General features: G+C 71.8%; 16 protein-coding genes. 9 read left to right on the top strand and 7 right to left on the bottom strand.

The window, feature by feature from the left end; genetic code table 11:
• Nucleotides 1-48: 48 nt before the first annotated feature.
• Nucleotides 49-888 carry a flagellin gene (locus tag J2X60_RS10715; RefSeq protein WP_071295373.1) on the bottom strand — a complete coding sequence of 280 codons (840 nt, stop codon included), beginning with the start codon at nucleotides 886-888 and terminating at the stop codon, nucleotides 49-51.
• A gap of 129 nt (nucleotides 889-1,017) precedes the next feature.
• Complete coding sequence (locus J2X60_RS10710) at nucleotides 1,018-1,869, bottom strand: sigma-70 family RNA polymerase sigma factor (protein WP_309779464.1); 852 nt, start codon at nucleotides 1,867-1,869, stop codon at nucleotides 1,018-1,020.
• A 395-nt stretch (nucleotides 1,870-2,264) separates the two neighbouring features.
• Here J2X60_RS10710 and J2X60_RS10705 point away from each other — a divergent pair, with 395 nt between their 5' ends.
• From J2X60_RS10705 to J2X60_RS10685, 5 genes are all read left to right on the top strand, one after another.
• The gene (locus J2X60_RS10705; protein WP_070419569.1) at nucleotides 2,265-2,750 is read left to right on the top strand and encodes a flagellar protein FlgN; all 486 of its coding nucleotides are present in this window, start codon (nucleotides 2,265-2,267) and stop codon (nucleotides 2,748-2,750) included.
• Nucleotides 2,751-2,754: 4 nt separating this feature from the next.
• Complete coding sequence (flgK, locus tag J2X60_RS10700) at nucleotides 2,755-4,176, top strand: flagellar hook-associated protein FlgK (RefSeq protein WP_309887350.1); 1,422 nt, start codon at nucleotides 2,755-2,757, stop codon at nucleotides 4,174-4,176.
• Between the two features lie 2 nt (nucleotides 4,177-4,178).
• Complete coding sequence (flgL, locus tag J2X60_RS10695; protein WP_309887349.1) at nucleotides 4,179-5,060, top strand: flagellar hook-associated protein FlgL; 882 nt, start codon at nucleotides 4,179-4,181, stop codon at nucleotides 5,058-5,060.
• The gene (fliW, locus tag J2X60_RS10690) at nucleotides 5,057-5,431 is read left to right on the top strand and encodes a flagellar assembly protein FliW (RefSeq protein WP_071295376.1); all 375 of its coding nucleotides are present in this window, start codon (nucleotides 5,057-5,059) and stop codon (nucleotides 5,429-5,431) included. Before flgL ends, fliW begins: the two co-directional genes overlap by 4 nt.
• 276 nt (nucleotides 5,432-5,707) lie before the next feature.
• Entirely contained in the window at nucleotides 5,708-6,667 is a 960-nt protein-coding gene (locus tag J2X60_RS10685) for a hypothetical protein (protein WP_309887348.1), read from the top strand.
• Here J2X60_RS10685 and J2X60_RS10680 read toward each other — a convergent pair.
• Nucleotides 6,654-7,295, bottom strand: a complete 642-nt coding sequence (locus J2X60_RS10680; protein WP_309887347.1) for a hypothetical protein — start codon at nucleotides 7,293-7,295, stop codon at nucleotides 6,654-6,656. The genes J2X60_RS10685 and J2X60_RS10680 overlap by 14 nt on opposite strands.
• A gap of 39 nt (nucleotides 7,296-7,334) precedes the next feature.
• On the opposite strand from J2X60_RS10680, the gene J2X60_RS10675 reads away from it, so the two are divergent.
• Nucleotides 7,335-8,237: a hypothetical protein gene (locus J2X60_RS10675; protein ID WP_309887346.1), complete on the top strand. Its 903-nt coding sequence runs from the start codon at nucleotides 7,335-7,337 to the stop codon at nucleotides 8,235-8,237.
• Nucleotides 8,238-8,333: 96 nt separating this feature from the next.
• On the opposite strand, the gene J2X60_RS10670 is transcribed toward J2X60_RS10675, so the two are convergent.
• The gene (locus J2X60_RS10670; protein ID WP_309887345.1) at nucleotides 8,334-9,302 is read right to left on the bottom strand and encodes a beta-ketoacyl-ACP synthase 3; all 969 of its coding nucleotides are present in this window, start codon (nucleotides 9,300-9,302) and stop codon (nucleotides 8,334-8,336) included.
• Nucleotides 9,303-9,422: 120 nt separating this feature from the next.
• Here J2X60_RS10670 and J2X60_RS10665 point away from each other — a divergent pair, with 120 nt between their 5' ends.
• Entirely contained in the window at nucleotides 9,423-10,394 is a 972-nt protein-coding gene (locus tag J2X60_RS10665) for an aldo/keto reductase (RefSeq protein ID WP_071295380.1), read from the top strand.
• 127 nt (nucleotides 10,395-10,521) lie between these two features.
• On the opposite strand, the gene J2X60_RS10660 is transcribed toward J2X60_RS10665, so the two are convergent.
• From J2X60_RS10660 to zapE, 3 genes are all read right to left on the bottom strand, one after another.
• Nucleotides 10,522-11,178 carry a tyrosine-protein phosphatase gene (locus J2X60_RS10660; protein ID WP_309887344.1) on the bottom strand — a complete coding sequence of 219 codons (657 nt, stop codon included), beginning with the start codon at nucleotides 11,176-11,178 and terminating at the stop codon, nucleotides 10,522-10,524.
• 325 nt (nucleotides 11,179-11,503) lie between these two features.
• Complete coding sequence (locus J2X60_RS10655) at nucleotides 11,504-12,778, bottom strand: ammonium transporter (RefSeq protein ID WP_309887343.1); 1,275 nt, start codon at nucleotides 12,776-12,778, stop codon at nucleotides 11,504-11,506.
• Nucleotides 12,779-13,050: 272 nt separating this feature from the next.
• On the bottom strand, nucleotides 13,051-14,094 hold the full coding sequence (gene zapE / locus J2X60_RS10650) for a cell division protein ZapE (RefSeq protein WP_396127787.1): 1,044 nt from the start codon (nucleotides 14,092-14,094) through the stop codon (nucleotides 13,051-13,053).
• 113 nt (nucleotides 14,095-14,207) lie between these two features.
• On the opposite strand from zapE, the gene J2X60_RS10645 reads away from it, so the two are divergent.
• The gene (locus J2X60_RS10645; RefSeq protein WP_309779454.1) at nucleotides 14,208-15,113 is read left to right on the top strand and encodes a sulfurtransferase; all 906 of its coding nucleotides are present in this window, start codon (nucleotides 14,208-14,210) and stop codon (nucleotides 15,111-15,113) included.
• Entirely contained in the window at nucleotides 15,110-15,562 is a 453-nt protein-coding gene (locus tag J2X60_RS10640; RefSeq protein ID WP_071295259.1) for a SufE family protein, read from the top strand. The genes J2X60_RS10645 and J2X60_RS10640 overlap by 4 nt, the downstream gene beginning before the upstream one ends.
• The last annotated feature ends 168 nt before the right edge of the window (nucleotides 15,563-15,730 follow it).

Here is a 15,730-nt window from a genome sequence, read left to right as displayed (position 1 = left end):
CCGCCGCCCGGGGTACCTGAACGATCCCGGACGGCGGCGTCAGCGCTGCTAGCGCAGGAGCGAGAGCACACCCTGCGTGCTCTGGTTCGCCTGCGCGAGCATCGAGGTGCCGGCCTGGCTGAGGATGTTGTCGCGCGTGTACTTGACCATCTCCTCCGCCATGTCGACGTCGGTGATGCGCGAACCGGCAGCGGTGAGGTTCTCCTTGGCCACGTTCGTCACGTTGATGGCGTGGTCGAAGCGGTTCTGGATGGCACCGATGTTCGAACGTGCCGTCGACACGCTCTTGATCTGCGCGTCGATCGTGGTGATCGCGGTCTGCGCACCGGTGGCGGTCGTGAAGTCGAGACCGGTGACGGCGGTCGCCACGGTCGAGACGTTCGCGCCCGACAGGTCGACGTCGATCTGGCTCGCCGCGTCGCCGTTGGCGCCGACCTGGAACTTCAGGACGCCTGCGGTGCCGGCGGAGCCGTCGAGCAGGTTGATGCCGTTGAAGTTGGTCGACTGGGAGATGCGGGTGAGCTCCTTGGACAGCTCGCCGACCTCGGTGGAGATCGCCGTGCGGGAGTCCGCGTTGTTCGAGTCGTTGCCGGCCTGCACGGCGAGGTCGCGCATGCGCTGGAGGATCGAGTGGGTCTCGGTGAGGCCACCTTCAGCGGTCTGCACGACGGAGATGCCGTCCTGTGCGTTGCGGGCGGCGACCGTGAGGCCACCGACCTGGGACTTCAGCCCCTCGGAGATCGACAGACCGGCCGCGTCGTCGGCAGCACGGTTGATGCGGAGACCCGACGAGAGCTTCTCGAGGGACTTCGACAGGTCGTTCTGCGTCGAGTTCAGGTTCCGGTACGTGTTGAGTGCCGAGAGGTTGGTGTTGATGGACATACCCATGGTGGTTTCCTCCGTGAAATCTGGGTCGTACGTCTGCCCGTCCGTGGGCTGACAGGGGTGACTCTCGACCGGTTGGCCGGAGCCGTTAGGGAATCGGCGGAATTCGTCGTGCGACGAGACCGCCGAGGGCTAGCTCACCGCGACGACGGGGGCGGTCGTGGCCGTCGTGGCGTCCTGCACGGCCCGCGCCACGCCGGCCGCGGCGTTGGCGGCGACCCGTGCCAGGTACGCACTGCGGCGCGCGGCGGTGGTCTTCGAGGCCGGCTCCACGGTGACGCCGTCGTCCCCGTAGTGCGCGGCGAGTCCGTCGCGGAGCAGGCGCATCGCCTCGGAGCGCTGCTGCGACACGGCGGAGTGGGTGATCCCGAGCTCGGCGGCGACCTCGGTCACCGACCGGTCGCCGAAGTACACGTTCTCGACCACGAAGCGCATCCGCTCCGGCAGCGCCTCGACGGCGGCACGGAGGTAGCGGCGCTTCTCGGCCTCGAGCAGGTCCTCACCCGGCAGCGGCAGGTCCGCGGCGAGGGTGTCGTGCACGGTCTCGTCGATCGGCGAGACGGTCCGGGCCGCGTCGCTCATGGCGTCGGCGGCGGTCTGGCGGTCGACGCCCATCGCGTCCGCGATCTCCTGCACGCCGACGCTCCGCCCGAGCCGGGCCGACAGCGCCTCCTGCGTCGCCAGGGTCTCGCGGATCCGCTTCCGGGTGCCGCGGGATGCCCAGTCGGCGGAGCGCATGTCGTCGGCGATCGCCCCGGTGATGCGGGTGCGGGCGTACGCGCCGAAGGGGACGCCGAGGTCGGGGTCGAAGGCCTCGGCCGCAGCGACGAGGGCCAGCGACCCGACGGCGGCGAGGTCGTCACGGTCGAGGTGCGTGGCACGCGCCCGCACGTCGGCGACGATGTAGCCCACGAGCGGGAGGTGCTCCACGATCATCGCGTTGCGGTCGTTCCGGTCCATGCTGATCCCCTGGTCGCCTGACATGCCTGACCCGTCCGTGGGCGCGGCAGACGCCGGCCTCGGATGGCCGGTGCGTACGCCGAAGACCCACCCGGGTCCCTCCGGGTGGTGCACCGTGCGTCCCTGCGACGCGGTGCGGGGTGTCCCCCGCGGTGCGATTCGAATGTATCGGCTGGCAAAGCCCTGAGGAGCGGCACAACCGTCCCCAAAGCGGGGGTGAGGGGGCGTTCTCCCGGTCGGCATTTGGGGGGACCCCGGCTCGGGAACGCGCGTTCTTGTCCCCCGATGGGGTGCTTGCCAGGAGGCGCGGCTCGTGTCCGGCAGACGCACTCGCCCGGTCGGTGCTTACGCCCGGCATCCGCGACCCGATAGGTCCCGGTGTCCGCAGGATGACCGACACACCCCACCGGGAGGAGCTGATGAGCGTGAACGAACTGTCCGCCGTGCTCTGGCGCGAACGCGAACTGCTCGAGCTGCTCACCTTCAAGCTCGAGGAGGAACAGCTGCTCCTCGCGGCCGGTCGCTCCCGCTGGGTCTCGCACGCCAGCCGCGAGGTCGAGCAGGTCCTCGAGCGCCTCCGCAGCACCGGTCTCGAGCGCGCCGCGTCGAGTGCCGAGGTCGCCGAGGAGTGGGGCGTCGCCGCCGACGCTCCCCTGCGCGAGGTCGTCGCCGCTGCGCCGAACGGCCCCTGGGGCGAGATCCTCGCCGCCCACCTCACCGCGATGGTGGAGCTCACCACGCAGATCGGGGCGCTCCGCGACGAGAACGACCGCTTCCTCCGTGCCGCCGCGCAGGCGACCGAGGAGACGCTCGCCGGGTCCGTCACCGGTGCCGCCACCTACGACGCCAGTGGTACCTCGGGTACGGGCACGGACGGCGCACGACTCTTCGAGGGGACTCTGTAGCACCGTGGTCAGCACCTTCGGCTCCCTCGCCACCGCCTACTCCGGCCTCGCCGCGGCCCGCGCCGGCATCGACGTCACCGGGCAGAACATCGCCAACGCCGGCACCGCCGGGTACACCCGCCAGCGCGTCTCGCAGTCCTCGATCCCCGCCGCCCAGACCGGGTTCATGCGCGGGACCGCAGCGCTCGCGGGCCAGGGCGTGTCCGTCGACGGCATCGCCCGCCTGGCGTCCCTCACGCTCGACGCCGGCGTGCGGGTGGCTTCCGGCTCCTCGGCCTACGCCGACGCCCGCGCCACCGCACTCGCCACGCTCGAGAACGGGCTGAACGAACCCGGTGACGACGGGCTCGCCAGCAAGCTCGATGCGTTCTGGTCCTCGTGGAGCGAGCTCTCCAGCCACCCCGACGATCCCGGTGCCGCCAGCGCCGTCATCGGCGCCGCGAAGACCGTCGCCAGCGCGCTCGCCAGCGGCTCGAAGGCGATCGACGCACAGTGGACGAGCGTCCGCGGCACCGTCGACGGCCAGGTGCAGCAGCTCAACGACGCCGCGTCCCAGGTCGCCGACCTGAACGGCCGGATCCGCACCGCGCTGGCGTCCGGCGGGAACGCGAACGAGCTGCTGGACCAGCGCGACCAGCTCACCCAGCAGATCGCCTCGCTGGCCGGCGGCACCGTCCGGCAGAACACCGACGGCACCGTCGACGTCCTCATCGGCGGCAACGCGATCGTGCAGGGCACCGACGCCCGCTCCGTGGCGCTCGGCGGCGGGCAGCGCATGGCCGACGGCGCCGCGGTCACCCTCACCTGGACCTCGGGCACGGCCGGCGCGGTCGCCCTGTCCGGCGGCTCGATCGGCGGGAACCTCTCACTGCTCGCCCCGGCGACGGCGAACGGCACCGGCGGAGCCCTCGCCGAGGCGTCCGCGTCGTACGACCAGGTCGCGACGAAGCTCGCCACCGCGGTCAACGCCGTGCACGCCACGGGGACGACCCCGACCGGTGCCACCGGGACCCCGTTCTTCTCCCTCACGGCCGACGTCCCGGCTGCCCAGGGCCTCTCGGTCGTCCCGACCGACGGCAGCGGCCTGGCGACGCGGAACGCGGCGGGGGAACTCGACGACTCGTTCACCGACGCGCTCTCGCGACTCGGCGCGGCCTCCGACGGTGCCGACCGCTCCTGGGCGACGTTCGTGGCGGGGGTGGGCAGCGCCTCCAGGTCCGCCGCGTCGGAATCGACGCTCACCGGACTCGCGCTGACCAACGCGCGCACCCAGCAGCAGTCGAGCGCCGGTGTGGACCTCGACGAGGAGAACGTCAACCTGCTGAGCTACCAGCACGCGTACCAGGGCGCCGCGCGGGTCCTGACCGCCGTCGACGAGATGCTCGACACCATCATCAACCGCGTCGGACTCGTCGGGAGGGGCTGACCGTGATCACCCGTGTGACCACCCAGATGTCGATGACGGCCGCGAGCGCCAGGCTGCAGGCCGGCGCCGCGAAGCTCGCGCAGCTCACCGACCAGGCGACGACGCTGAAGAACATCCAGCGGCCGTCCGACGATCCCGTCGGGACCGCCTCGTCGATGCAGGTGCGCAAGGAGCAGGCGGCCGCCGCGCAGTACACGCGCAACGCGAACGACGCGGCCGGCTGGCTCGCCACGACCGACAGCGCCCTGTCGAGCGTGTACTCCGTGCTCAACAACGTGCGGGACCTCACCGTGCAGGCGGCGAACAGCGGCACCATGAGCGACACCGACCGCGACGCGTTCATCACGCAGTTCCAGTCCCTCAAGTCCGAGCTCGAGTCCCGGGCGAACACGACCTACGGCACGCGATCGGTGTTCGCCGGATCGTCCACCGCCGCCACCGCGTACGACCCGGCGACCGGGTGGGCGTCCTCCGGCACCGACGTCACCCGACGCATCGGCGACGGCACAACCGTGCGGGTCGACACCGCCGGTACCGCGGTGTTCGGCTCGGGGAACTCGTCCGTCTTCGCCGTGATCGACTCGATCGTCGGCGACCTGGAGAACGGCGTGAACGTGAACCCCCGCATCAACGACGTCGACGCCGCGATCAGCACCGTGCGCGGCATCCAGGCCGACGTCGGCGTCCGGCACGCCGCGGCCCTCTCCGCGCAGGACTCCCTGAAGAGCGCGACCGTGTCGCTCGAGAACCGGCGCGCCGGCATCGAGGACAAGGACCTCGCGAAGGCCGTCCTCGACCTGCAGGTGCAGCAGACCAACTACCAGGCAGCCCTCGCCGTCACCGCGAAGGTCCTGCAGCCGACCCTGATGGACTACCTCCGATGAGCATCGACCTGACCTTCGCCGTCCCGCCCTTCGGCCTGGCGCCCGCCCCCGTCTTCACCCTGACGCCCGTGGACGGCGCCGAAGGCCTGTTCACCCTCGTCGGGGGTTCCTCGCGCTTGTTCGTGCTCGACGCCGCGGTGCACCTGCCGTCGTACGCGCCGGAGCTCACGGACGAGCAGGCTGCCGGGCTCGGGCTGACCGCGCCCGAGGACGCGATGCTGCTCGTCGTCGCGAACCCGGGCGGCGCCGACGGCGGGACCACGGTGAACCTGCTCGCGCCGATCGTCGTGAACGCTCGGACGTCGGTCGGGGCGCAGCTCATCCTCGAGGAGCAGGACCTGCCGCTGCGCGCGGAGCTCGCCGCGCGCTGAGCGGCGGAGCGCTGGCGGCCGCGGCCCGGGTTCCGCGCGTGTTTCGCTGCGGACTCGGAACGACATCGTCGACGTCGTACGACATCGGAAACGTCGCTACCGCGCGGACGCAACAGTTGCGCGCGCCCGATTGCGACAACATCGCCGTCGTGCGACATCGACGTTGTCGCACCTTGCGCACGTGCTCACCCTCCACAGCCCTGGAGGCGCGGCTCACCGTCCACAGATCGGCTCCGCGCCGCCAGGTGGTCGCGTTGCGGGCAGCATCGTGGAGGCATGCACGAACGCGTCCTCGCCGTCCCACTCGTCCGCACCGGCGGACACCCGAGCGCAGAACGACGCGCACTCCAACGGAAGGTCCACCGCGGCGAGTTCGTCGCGATCCGGCCCGGTGTCCTCGCACGCCCCGACGATGTCGCCGACCTCCGCCCGGAGGACCGACACCTCCTGCTCGTCCGCGCCAGCTCGCAGGCCATCCGTCCACCGGTCGAACTCTCGCACCGCTCGGCTGCTGCCGTGCACGGTCTGCCGTTCATCAGCCCACCGCCGGGCAAGGTCGAGGTCACGGATCCACGACGTGAGCGCAGCGAGACGACCGCCCTGCTCCGAGTGCACAGTGCACCGCTGCGGGCTCCCACCAGCTCGAGGTGGGACGGCCTGCCACCGACGTCGCCGGTCGACTTCGAGGGCATCGCCACCGCCGCGCTGGTCCGGACGCTGGTGGACGTCGCGGTGGTGCTCCCGCTCGTCGAGAGTCTTCCGATGATCGACGCCGCGCTGCTCGAGCGACGGGTCCTGCTTGAGATGCTGCACGAGGAAGCGTGCGCACGCAGCGAGAAGGGTCACGACAAGGCGGCGGTCGCGATCGGGATGGGGTCGGGGCTGTCGGGGTCGCCGGCGGAGTCGGTGTGCCGGGTCCGGTTCCGGCAGCTCGGCGTCCCGCAGCCCGTGCAGCAGTACGTGTTCCGACGGCCCGGGGAACGCACGGCGATCGTCGACTTCTGGTTCCCCGAGGCCGGCGTGGTGGTCGAGGTGGACGGCCGGGGGAAGTACGAGGACCCGGCGATGCTGGGCGGCTCCACCACCGCCGACGCCCACTGGCAGGAGAAGCAGCGCGAGGACTTCGTGCGCTCCTTCCCCGAGGTCCGCGCCGTCGTCCGGCTGACCTGGGCGGACCTGATGGATCCCGAGCGGGTCCGGGCGAAGCTCCGACGGGCGGGGATCACGTGCCGGTGAACCGCGGAGCGTCCGGGTGGTGGGCCAGCTGGCGCTCGACATCGGAGACCGCGGCACGGCCGACGACCACGTCGCCCGCTCCGAGGCGGACGCCGTGGATCCGCCCCGTACCTTTGACCACCGCGCCGCGCCGGTCGGGGTCCGGGTCGTGGCGGTCGGCCCCGGCGCTGAGGACGACGTCACGGACCGCAACCGTCCCGATCACCTGCGCGCCGGCACCGATCCTCGCCGGTCCCTCGACGAGACAGCCACCGGACAGCCGTGCACCCGCGCCGATCTCCACGTCGGCACTCCCGGAACCGGACGAGGCCGCACCGACCGCGACGACCGTGACCGGACCGGGCCCGATCTCCGCCCGACCGATCTCGACGCGCGCCCCGTCGGCGAGGACCGTCACCGGCCCCGGCCCCAACCGCGCCCCCGCGCGGACGACGACTGCCCCGGTCCTCCGGCTCTCGAGGACGGCACCCGGGTACACCACGACGCCCGGCTCGATGACCACCGAACGACCGACCAGCACGGACGCCGGGCCCAGGACGAGCACGTCCGGCGCCAGTGCCGCGACCTCGTCCGGCGTCAGGAATCCGGCAGCGCGCCGTGCTGCATCGAGTGCGTGTGCAGGGGTCATCCGACGAGCCTCCCATGCGTCCGGCGTACCGTCGTCCCCATGGCCCGAGAGCAGAAGGACCAGGCGATCGTGCCCTTGCCGGCAGCGCCTGTGGCCTCCACCCCCACCGACCCGAACGCGCGCACCCCCGAGCAGACCCAGCCGGCCGGCTGGGTCAAGATGCTCGACCGGGTACTGAGCGTGCAACGCCCCGTCGTGGTGGCCCACGTGCGGGCACTCCGCCGTCGGCACCCCGACTCGACCCCGGCCGAGATCATCCAGATCCTCGAGCGACAGTACCTCGCGGCGGTGACCACGGGCGGTGCGGCCGTCGGCGCGAGCGCGGTGATCCCGGGCGTCGGCATGGCGGCAGCCCTCGGGTTGAGCGGCGCCGAGACCGTGGGCTTCCTCGAGACCACGGCCCTGTTCGCGCAGTCCGTGACCGAGGTGCACGGCATCGCGCTCGACGACCCCGAGCGCGCCCGCATGCTCGTGATGGCGATGATCCTCGGCTCGCCGGGCACCCAGCTCATCAACCAGCTCGCGGGCCAGATCGCCGGTGGACAGGTCCGCACCGCGTTCTGGGGCGAGATGGTGACGTCGTCCCTCCCGAAGCAGGTCGTGAACGGCATCGGCGGACAGGTGCGCGACCAGTTCATCAAGCGCTTCGCCGCCCGGCAGGGCACGACGATCGTCGGTCGGGCCCTCCCGTTCGGGATCGGCGCGGCGGTCGGTGGCCTCGGGAACCACGCGCTCGGGCGGAAGGTGATCCAGGCCTCGCGGACGGGGTTCGGGCTGCCCCCGGCGCAGTTCCCGATCGTGCTGGAACCGAAGTCGGCCAAGGAACCGAAACCGACCAAGGAACCCAAGCAGGCCAAGGCGCCGAAGGAACGGCGGGCGATCGGTCGCCGGAAGGGTCGCGAGGACCTCTGGGCCGACACCCCGGACCGCACCGGCGACTGACGGGCGCACCCACCGGCTGGACGTAACCGACAGACCGACAGGAGGCGCGGTGCCAGCCGGCACCGCGCCTCCCGTCCGTCCCAGCGCAAGCCCTCCTCAGCGCCCCCGCACCGGCGTCGTCACCACCTGCCCAGCGTGCGCGAACCCGCCCCCGAACCCGAAGAGCAGCGCCGGCACCCCCTCGGGGAGGTCCCCTCGGGCCCACGCCTTCGACAGCCCGAGCGGCACGCTCGCCGCCGATGTGTTGCCCGACTCGACGACGTCCCGCACCACGAACTTCGACTCCCCGCCGAGGGCGTGCACGAGCGGCTCGATGATCCGCAGGTTCGCCTGGTGGAACGCGAACACCTCGATGTCGTCCATCGTGAGCCCCGCAGCCGCGACGGCTGCCCGGGCGTGGTCGGCGGCCTCGGTGATGGCCCAGCGGTAGATGGAGCGACCCTCCTGGCTGAAGCGCTCGGGGTCGCCGGAGACGAGCACGGCCTCCTCGAGGTGCGGCACGCTCCCCCACGACACCGGGCCGATCTGGGCGTCGTCGGACACGCCGAGCACGGCGGCGCCGGCACCGTCCCCGACGAGCACGCACGTGGATCGGTCGGTCCAGTCGACGATGCCGGACAGCACCTCCGAGCCGACGACGACCGCGATGTCCGTCGACTCGACCCGGATCGCCTGGTCGGCCAGCGCGACGCCGTACTCGAAGCCGCTGCAGGCGGTGTTGATGTCGATGGGCGCCGCGGCGGGCGACAGGCCGAGCGCCGCGGCGACCCGACCGGCGGTGTAGGGCGCTCGGTCGCGGTGGGTGGTGGACGCGACGATGACCAGTCCGACGTCGGAGGGCGCGACGCCGGCGTCGGCGAGGGCGTTCCGCGCTGCCTCGATCGCCATGGAGGTCACGGTGTCCGACGGTCCGGCGATGTGCCGGGTCTCGATCCCGGTCCTCGTGCGGATCCACTCGTCGTTCGTGTCGACCATGGTCGAGAGCTCGTCGTTGGTCAGGATGCGTGCTGGCTGGTGGTGGCCGAACCCGAGGATCCGGCTGCCACGGAGTGCTGGGGTGTTCACGAGACCGCACGCTACTCCCCTGCCCGACCCGCTCATGCCCGGCGCGGCATGGAGCGCACCCTCCGAGGCGGGTACCCACAGGGCCTGCCTGCGGGGAGCGGGACCGCGTAGACCTGGACCATGGACTACACACACCTCGGCCGCACAGGGTTGTCGGTCTCACGAGCCGTGCTCGGGACCATGAACTTCGGCCCGGAGACCAGCGAGGACGACTCGCACGCCATCATGGACCGGGCCCACGAGCTCGGCGTCAACTTCTTCGACACCGCCAACGGCTACGGCGGCTCGGTGGGCAAGGGCGCCACCGAGGAGATCATCGGCCGCTGGTTCGCCAAGGGGGGCGGGCGGCGTGAGAAGACCGTCCTCGCCACGAAGGTCTACGGCGACATGATCGACTGGCCGAACGGCGGGAAGCTCAGCGCGTACAACATCCGCCAGGCCCTCGACGCGAGCCTGCAGCGCCTCCAGACGGACCACATCGACCTCTACCAGTTCCACCACGTCGACCGCGCGACCCCGTGGGATGAGATCTGGCAGGCGATCGACGTCGCCGTGCAGCAGGGCAAGGTGCTCTACGTCGGCTCGTCGAACTTCGCCGGGTGGCACATCGCCCAGGCCCAGGAGGCCGCCGCGCGCCGGAACACCCTCGGCCTCGTGAGCGAGCAGTCGATCTACAACCTCGTCGTCCGCGACATCGAGCGCGAGGTCCTCCCGGCCGCCCGTGAGTACGGCCTCGGCGTGATCCCGTGGTCGCCGCTGCAGGGCGGCCTCCTCGGTGGCGTCATCGAGAAGACCGAGAACGGCTCGCGTCGCCTCTCGGGCCGCAGTGCCGAGTACGTCGAGGGCCACCGCGACCAGCTCACCGCCTACGAGTCGTTCGCGAAGGAGCTCGGGCACACCCCGGGCGAGCTCGCCCTGGCGTGGCTCCTGCACCAGCCCGGCGTCACGGCGCCCATCACCGGCCCGCGCACCATGGAGCAGTGGGAGTCCGCGGTCCGCGCCGTCGACATCCGCCTCGACCAGCGTGCACTCGACCGGCTCGACGAGATCTTCCCGGGGCACAAGACCTCGCCGGAGGACTACGCCTGGTGACGCGCTGACGCCACCACGTCGCTGACGCGACCCATGACGGGAGGCGCGGTCCGGGTCCGACCCGCACCGCGCCTCCCGTCCGTCCGCACGTCCAGAGCCGGACCCGCGTCGCGCGCGCAGCCACCGGTCAGAGCGCGGCGATCTCCTCGTCCCGCAGCCCGATGCTGCGGAGGTACCCGTCCACCGAGCCCCACCGCCGCTCGACGCGCTCGATGACCGTCGTCATGATCTCCGGGACGCAGCGGTGGCCGATCGCCGTCGCCACGGGGTCCGTGCTCGCGGCGCGCTCGGCGGCGAAGCGCTCGACGAGCCCGGCGGCGCTGGCCGCGTAGTCGGCACCGACGGCGTCGAGGTCGGCACCCCAGTGCCGGGCGAGCAGCGCGCTCACGATGCCGGTCCGGTCCTTGCCGGCGGCGCAGCAGACGAGCACGTCGCCGTCCGCGGTGGCGATCATCCGCAGCGCCGCGGCGATGCCGGAGTGGTGCCGGTCGAGCCAGTCGGTGTACTGGTCCTCGAGGTCGACGGCCTCGGCGGCGGATTCGATCGCCGAGGCCGGGTCGAAGAGCGGCACGGATCGGTAGGCGGGCGTGGCGGCGAGCGGGTGCGGCACCGCGTCCGTCTCGTCCACGCGGCGCAGGTCGACCACGGCGGCGAGGCCCGCCGGGTACGCGGCGGGGGCGACCCGGTCGGTGTTCGCCCGGTACACCGTGCGCCGGCGGCCGTGCGGGAGGCCGGGTCCCCCGACCTCGCGGAGGTTCGTGAGCGTGTTCGACGTCGTCGTCATGGCTCCACTCTGCCGGACGCGGGGCGTCGGCACGCCGCCGGCCGCGCGCCCGCCGTCGCGCCGCGCGCCCGGCGGCCGTTGCCGTCCCGGTACGACATCGTCGATGTCGTACGACCGCGGAGTCGTCGTTCGTTGCGCCCGCGGGCTGTTGCGGTCGCGGGCGTGCGACATCGTCGATGTCGTACGACGTCGACAATGTCGCACGGAGTCCCCAAGCCGCGCGCCGCGCGCGCCGCCGCGCCACGCGCGCCCCGCACCCCCGCCCACGACGACGGGCCCCGCGCTGCTGTGTGCGCGGGGCCCGTCGTGCCGGTGTGGCAGCGAGCTACCGGACGGAGACCGGGGTCTCGTCGCGCTCCTCGTAGAGGACGTAGCCCTCCTCGCCGTGGACCGCGGTGTCGATGCCGGCGACCTCGTCCTCGGTCTTCACACGGAAGCCCATCGTCTTCTCGATGATCCAGCCGATGACGAAGGCGAGGACGAACGAGTAGACACCGACGGCGCCGGCAGCGGCGGCCTGCTTGCCGAGCTGCGTGAACGAGCCCGAGTAGATCAGGCCGGTGTCGTTGGCGAAAAAGCCGAGGTACAGCGTGCCGACGATGCCGCCGACCAGGTGGACGCCGACGACGTCGAGCGAGTCGTCGAAGCCGAGACGGTACTTCCAGTCGATCGCGAAGCAGCAGATGATGCCCGCGATGAAGCCGAGCAGGATGCCCCAGCCCGGGGTCAGGTTGGCACATGCCGGGGTGATGGCGACGAGGCCGGTGACGGCGCCCGACGCGGCACCGATCGAGGTGGCCTTGCCGTCCTTGAGCTTCTCGACGAGCAGCCAACCGAGGATCGCGGCGGCCGGGGCGGCGAGGGTGTTGACCCAGGCGATCGCGGCGATGCCATCCGCGGCGCCCTCGGAACCGGCGTTGAAGCCGAACCAGCCGAACCACAGGATCGCGGCACCGAGGAGGACGAAGGGCGGGTTGTGCGGCTTGTGCGCACCCTTGGCGAAGCCGACGCGCTTGCCGAGGACGAGCGCGAGGGCCAGACCCGCGGCGCCGGCGTTGATGTGGACCGCGGTGCCACCGGCGAAGTCGATGACGCCCCAAGTCGCTGCCCAGCCGGACGTGAGGTTGAAGACCCACGAGGCGACCGGGAAGTAGACGACCGTGACCCAGACGCCGGCGAAGACCATCCACGCGCCGAACTTGGCACGGTCGGCGATCGCACCGGAGATCAGGGCGACCGTGATGATCGCGAAGGTCGCCTGGAAGCCGACGAACGCCATCGAGGGGTACGCGGCGTTGATCGTCGAGGCCTTGGCCTCCTCGAACGCCTGCCCGAGGCCGATCTGGTTCCAGTCGATGCTGAAGAAGCCGACGACGCCGGACACCGCCGTGCCGTCACCGTGGTTCGCGAAGGCGATGGCGTAGCCGTAGACGACCCAGAGGACGCTCACGAGCGCAATCGCCCCGAAGGACATCATCATCATGCTGATGACGGACTTGGCCTTCACCAGACCGCCGTAGAAGAAGGCCAGGCCGGGTGTCATGAACAACACCAGCGCCGCCATGACCAACACGAACGTCGTGTTGCCCTGATCAAGCATCTGTTCACCTCTCGATTGCACCAGCGGCTCTTGGTCCGCGTCGGGTGTCACCGAGTCTGGCGAGGCGAGGTTTCACGAGGGAGCACGAAGTGTTTCGCGGATGTAACGCGACGGCCCGGTGTGTAAACGTCGTGTTTCGTCCCCCGGGCAGTCCCCTGGACGGGGGCCACGAGTTCTCCCGGTCCGTCCGGACGGTGTCCGACAGCCGTCGCGGAACGGGGCCTGGAGGCGCGGCGCAGCGGGGCAGCGCCCGCTCGCGACCGGCAGGCGGCTCAGTCCACGGCGCGGGTCAGCGCCACGACGCGGCTCGCCGCACGCAGGTACTTCTTGCGGTACCCACCGTCGAGCATCGACTCCGGGTACACCTGGTCGAGCGGGGTGCCCGAGGCCACGATCCGGACCTGCGCGTCGTACAGCCGGTCCACCAGCGCGACCCACCGGAGCGCATCGGTCTGGTCGGTGAAGGGCTGCACGTCGGTGAGGCCGACGGCGTCGAGGTCCTCGACCATCGCGACGTACTTCGACGGGTGCACGGACGCGAGGTGCCCGACCACCGCACGGAAGTCGTCGAGCGTGACGCGTCCGCTGGGGAGTCCCGCGGCAACGTCGGCCACGACGCCCGCCGACTCGTCGATCGCGCGCCGGCGGAAGTCGAGCCCGTCGATGCGCATGGTGTCGAACCGGTCGGACATCGCCTGGATCTCGCGCAGGAAGTCCTGGGCCGCGAAGCGCCCCTCGCCGAGGGCACCCGGCGGCGTGTTCGAGGTGGCGGCGAACCGCGTGCCGGTCTCGGCGAGCTCCTTGATGAGGCGCGTCATCACCATCGTGTCACCGGGGTCGTCGAGCTCGAACTCGTCGATGCACACCAGCGCCGTCCCGCGCAGCAGGTCGACCGTCCCCTGGAACCCGAGAGCCCCGACGAGCGCCGTGTACTCGATGAAGGTGCCGAACGTCTTCCGACCAGTGGCGGCGTGGTAGGCGGCGGCGAGCAGGTGGGTCTTGCCGACGCCGAACCCGCCGTCGAGGTAGACGCCGGACTTCGCGGTCGACTCCGCCACGGGCTTCCGGCGACCGAACAGCCCCCGGCGAGGCTGGTCGGCGGGACCGGCGGAGACGAAGGCCTCCACCGCGTCGCGGACCGCCGCCTGCGACGGGTACTCCGCGTCGGGTCGGTAGGAGGCGAACGACGCGTCGGCGAACTGGGGCGGCGGGACCAGCGACGCAGCCATCTGCTGCGGGGTCACCTGCGGGTCGCGGTCGACGAGGTGTTCAGGCGCGGTGTTCGCTGACAATCGGGGCAGTCCTTCGGGAAGCATGTCGTGGGGTGTCACGTTGCGTCAGGAGCACGGCACGCCCGCGTACCGTTGCCCACAGGCACCGACGACCGATCCTAGTCCGGTGCCGGATCACCACCTGGAGGTAGCCCACCATGACCGCACCGGTCGACACGTCCGAGAAGTTCACCGCCTACGCCCACCCGGAGCGGCTCGTCTCCACCGAGTGGCTGCAGGAGCAGTTGGACGCCGGCACCCCGGACCTGGTCGTCGTCGAGTCCGACGAGGACGTCCTGCTCTACGAGACGGGCCACGTCCCCGGTGCCGTGAAGATCGACTGGCACACCGACCTCAACGACCCGGTGCTCCGCGACTACATCGACGGCGAGGCCTTCGCCGAACTGCTCGGCAGCAAGGGCATCGGCCGCGAGACCACCGTCGTCATCTACGGCGACAAGAACAACTGGTGGGCCGCATACGCCCTCTGGGTCTTCTCGCTGTTCGGCCACGAGGACGTCCGTCTCCTCGACGGCGGCCGGGCGAAGTGGATCGCCGAGGACCGTGCGCTCACGACCGACCAGACCGTGGTGACGCCGGTCGAGTACCCCGTCGTCGACCGGATCGACACCGAGATCCGCGCCTACAAGGACGACGTGCTCGCCCACCTCGGCAAGCCGCTGATCGACGTCCGCAGCGCCCCGGAGTACGCCGGCGACCGCACCACCGCGCCGGACTACCCGGAGGAGGGCGCCCTCCGCGCCGGCCACGTCCCCACCGCCGTGAACATCCCGTGGGCCACCGCCGCAGCACCGGACGGCACCTTCAAGACCCGCGAGGAGCTCGACGCGATCTACCGCGACGGCGCCGGCATCGGCGACGCGGACGAGGTCATCGCCTACTGCCGCATCGGCGAGCGGTCGAGCCACACCTGGTTCGTCCTGCAGCACCTGCTCGGGTACGAGAACGTCCGCAACTACGACGGCTCGTGGACCGAGTGGGGCAGCGCGGTCCGCGTCCCGATCGCCGTCGGCACCGAACCGGGTACGATCACCGACCGATGACCGACGCACTCCCCCAGTCCCTCGCCGAGATCCGCGACGACTTCCTCGAACTCTCCCAGCAGGACCGCCTGCAGCTGCTCCTCGAGTTCTCGAACGAGCTCCCGGCGCTTCCAGAGCGCCTGCAGGGGCACGAGGACGAGCTCGAACGCGTCGAGGAGTGCCAGTCCCCCGTCTTCATCACGGTCACCGTGGGTGCGGACGGCGACGCGCCCGGCATCGTCCGGATGCACGCCACGGCGCCGCGCGAGGCACCGACCACGCGGGGCTTCGCGTCGATCCTCGCGCAGGGGCTGTCCGGCCTGACCGCCGAGCAGGTGCTCGCCGTGCCGGCGGACTACCCGCTGACGATCGGGCTGAGCGAGGCGGTCAGCCCGCTGCGGATCCGCGGCATGGTCGGGATGCTGGGCCGGGTGCAGCGGCAGGTGCAGGCGCAGGCCGCGGTCGCGTAGACGTCACCACACACGGACGGGAGGCGCGGGGGCCCCGGGGCCCCCCCCCCCCCCCCCGGGGGGGGGGGGGGGGGGCCCCCCCCGGGGGGGGCCCCCCCCCCCCCGCCCCCCCCCCCCCCGCCGGGGGGGGGGGGGGGGGGCCCCCCCGGCCCCCCAGGCGGCGACGTT

Origin of the sequence: Curtobacterium sp. 320, from assembly GCF_031455235.1 — a bacterium.
In the GTDB taxonomy this organism is placed as follows: Bacteria; Actinomycetota; Actinomycetes; order Actinomycetales; family Microbacteriaceae; genus Curtobacterium.
The sequence above is the reverse complement of the archived record's forward strand: the minus strand, read 5'-3'. Positions and strand labels throughout refer to the sequence as shown.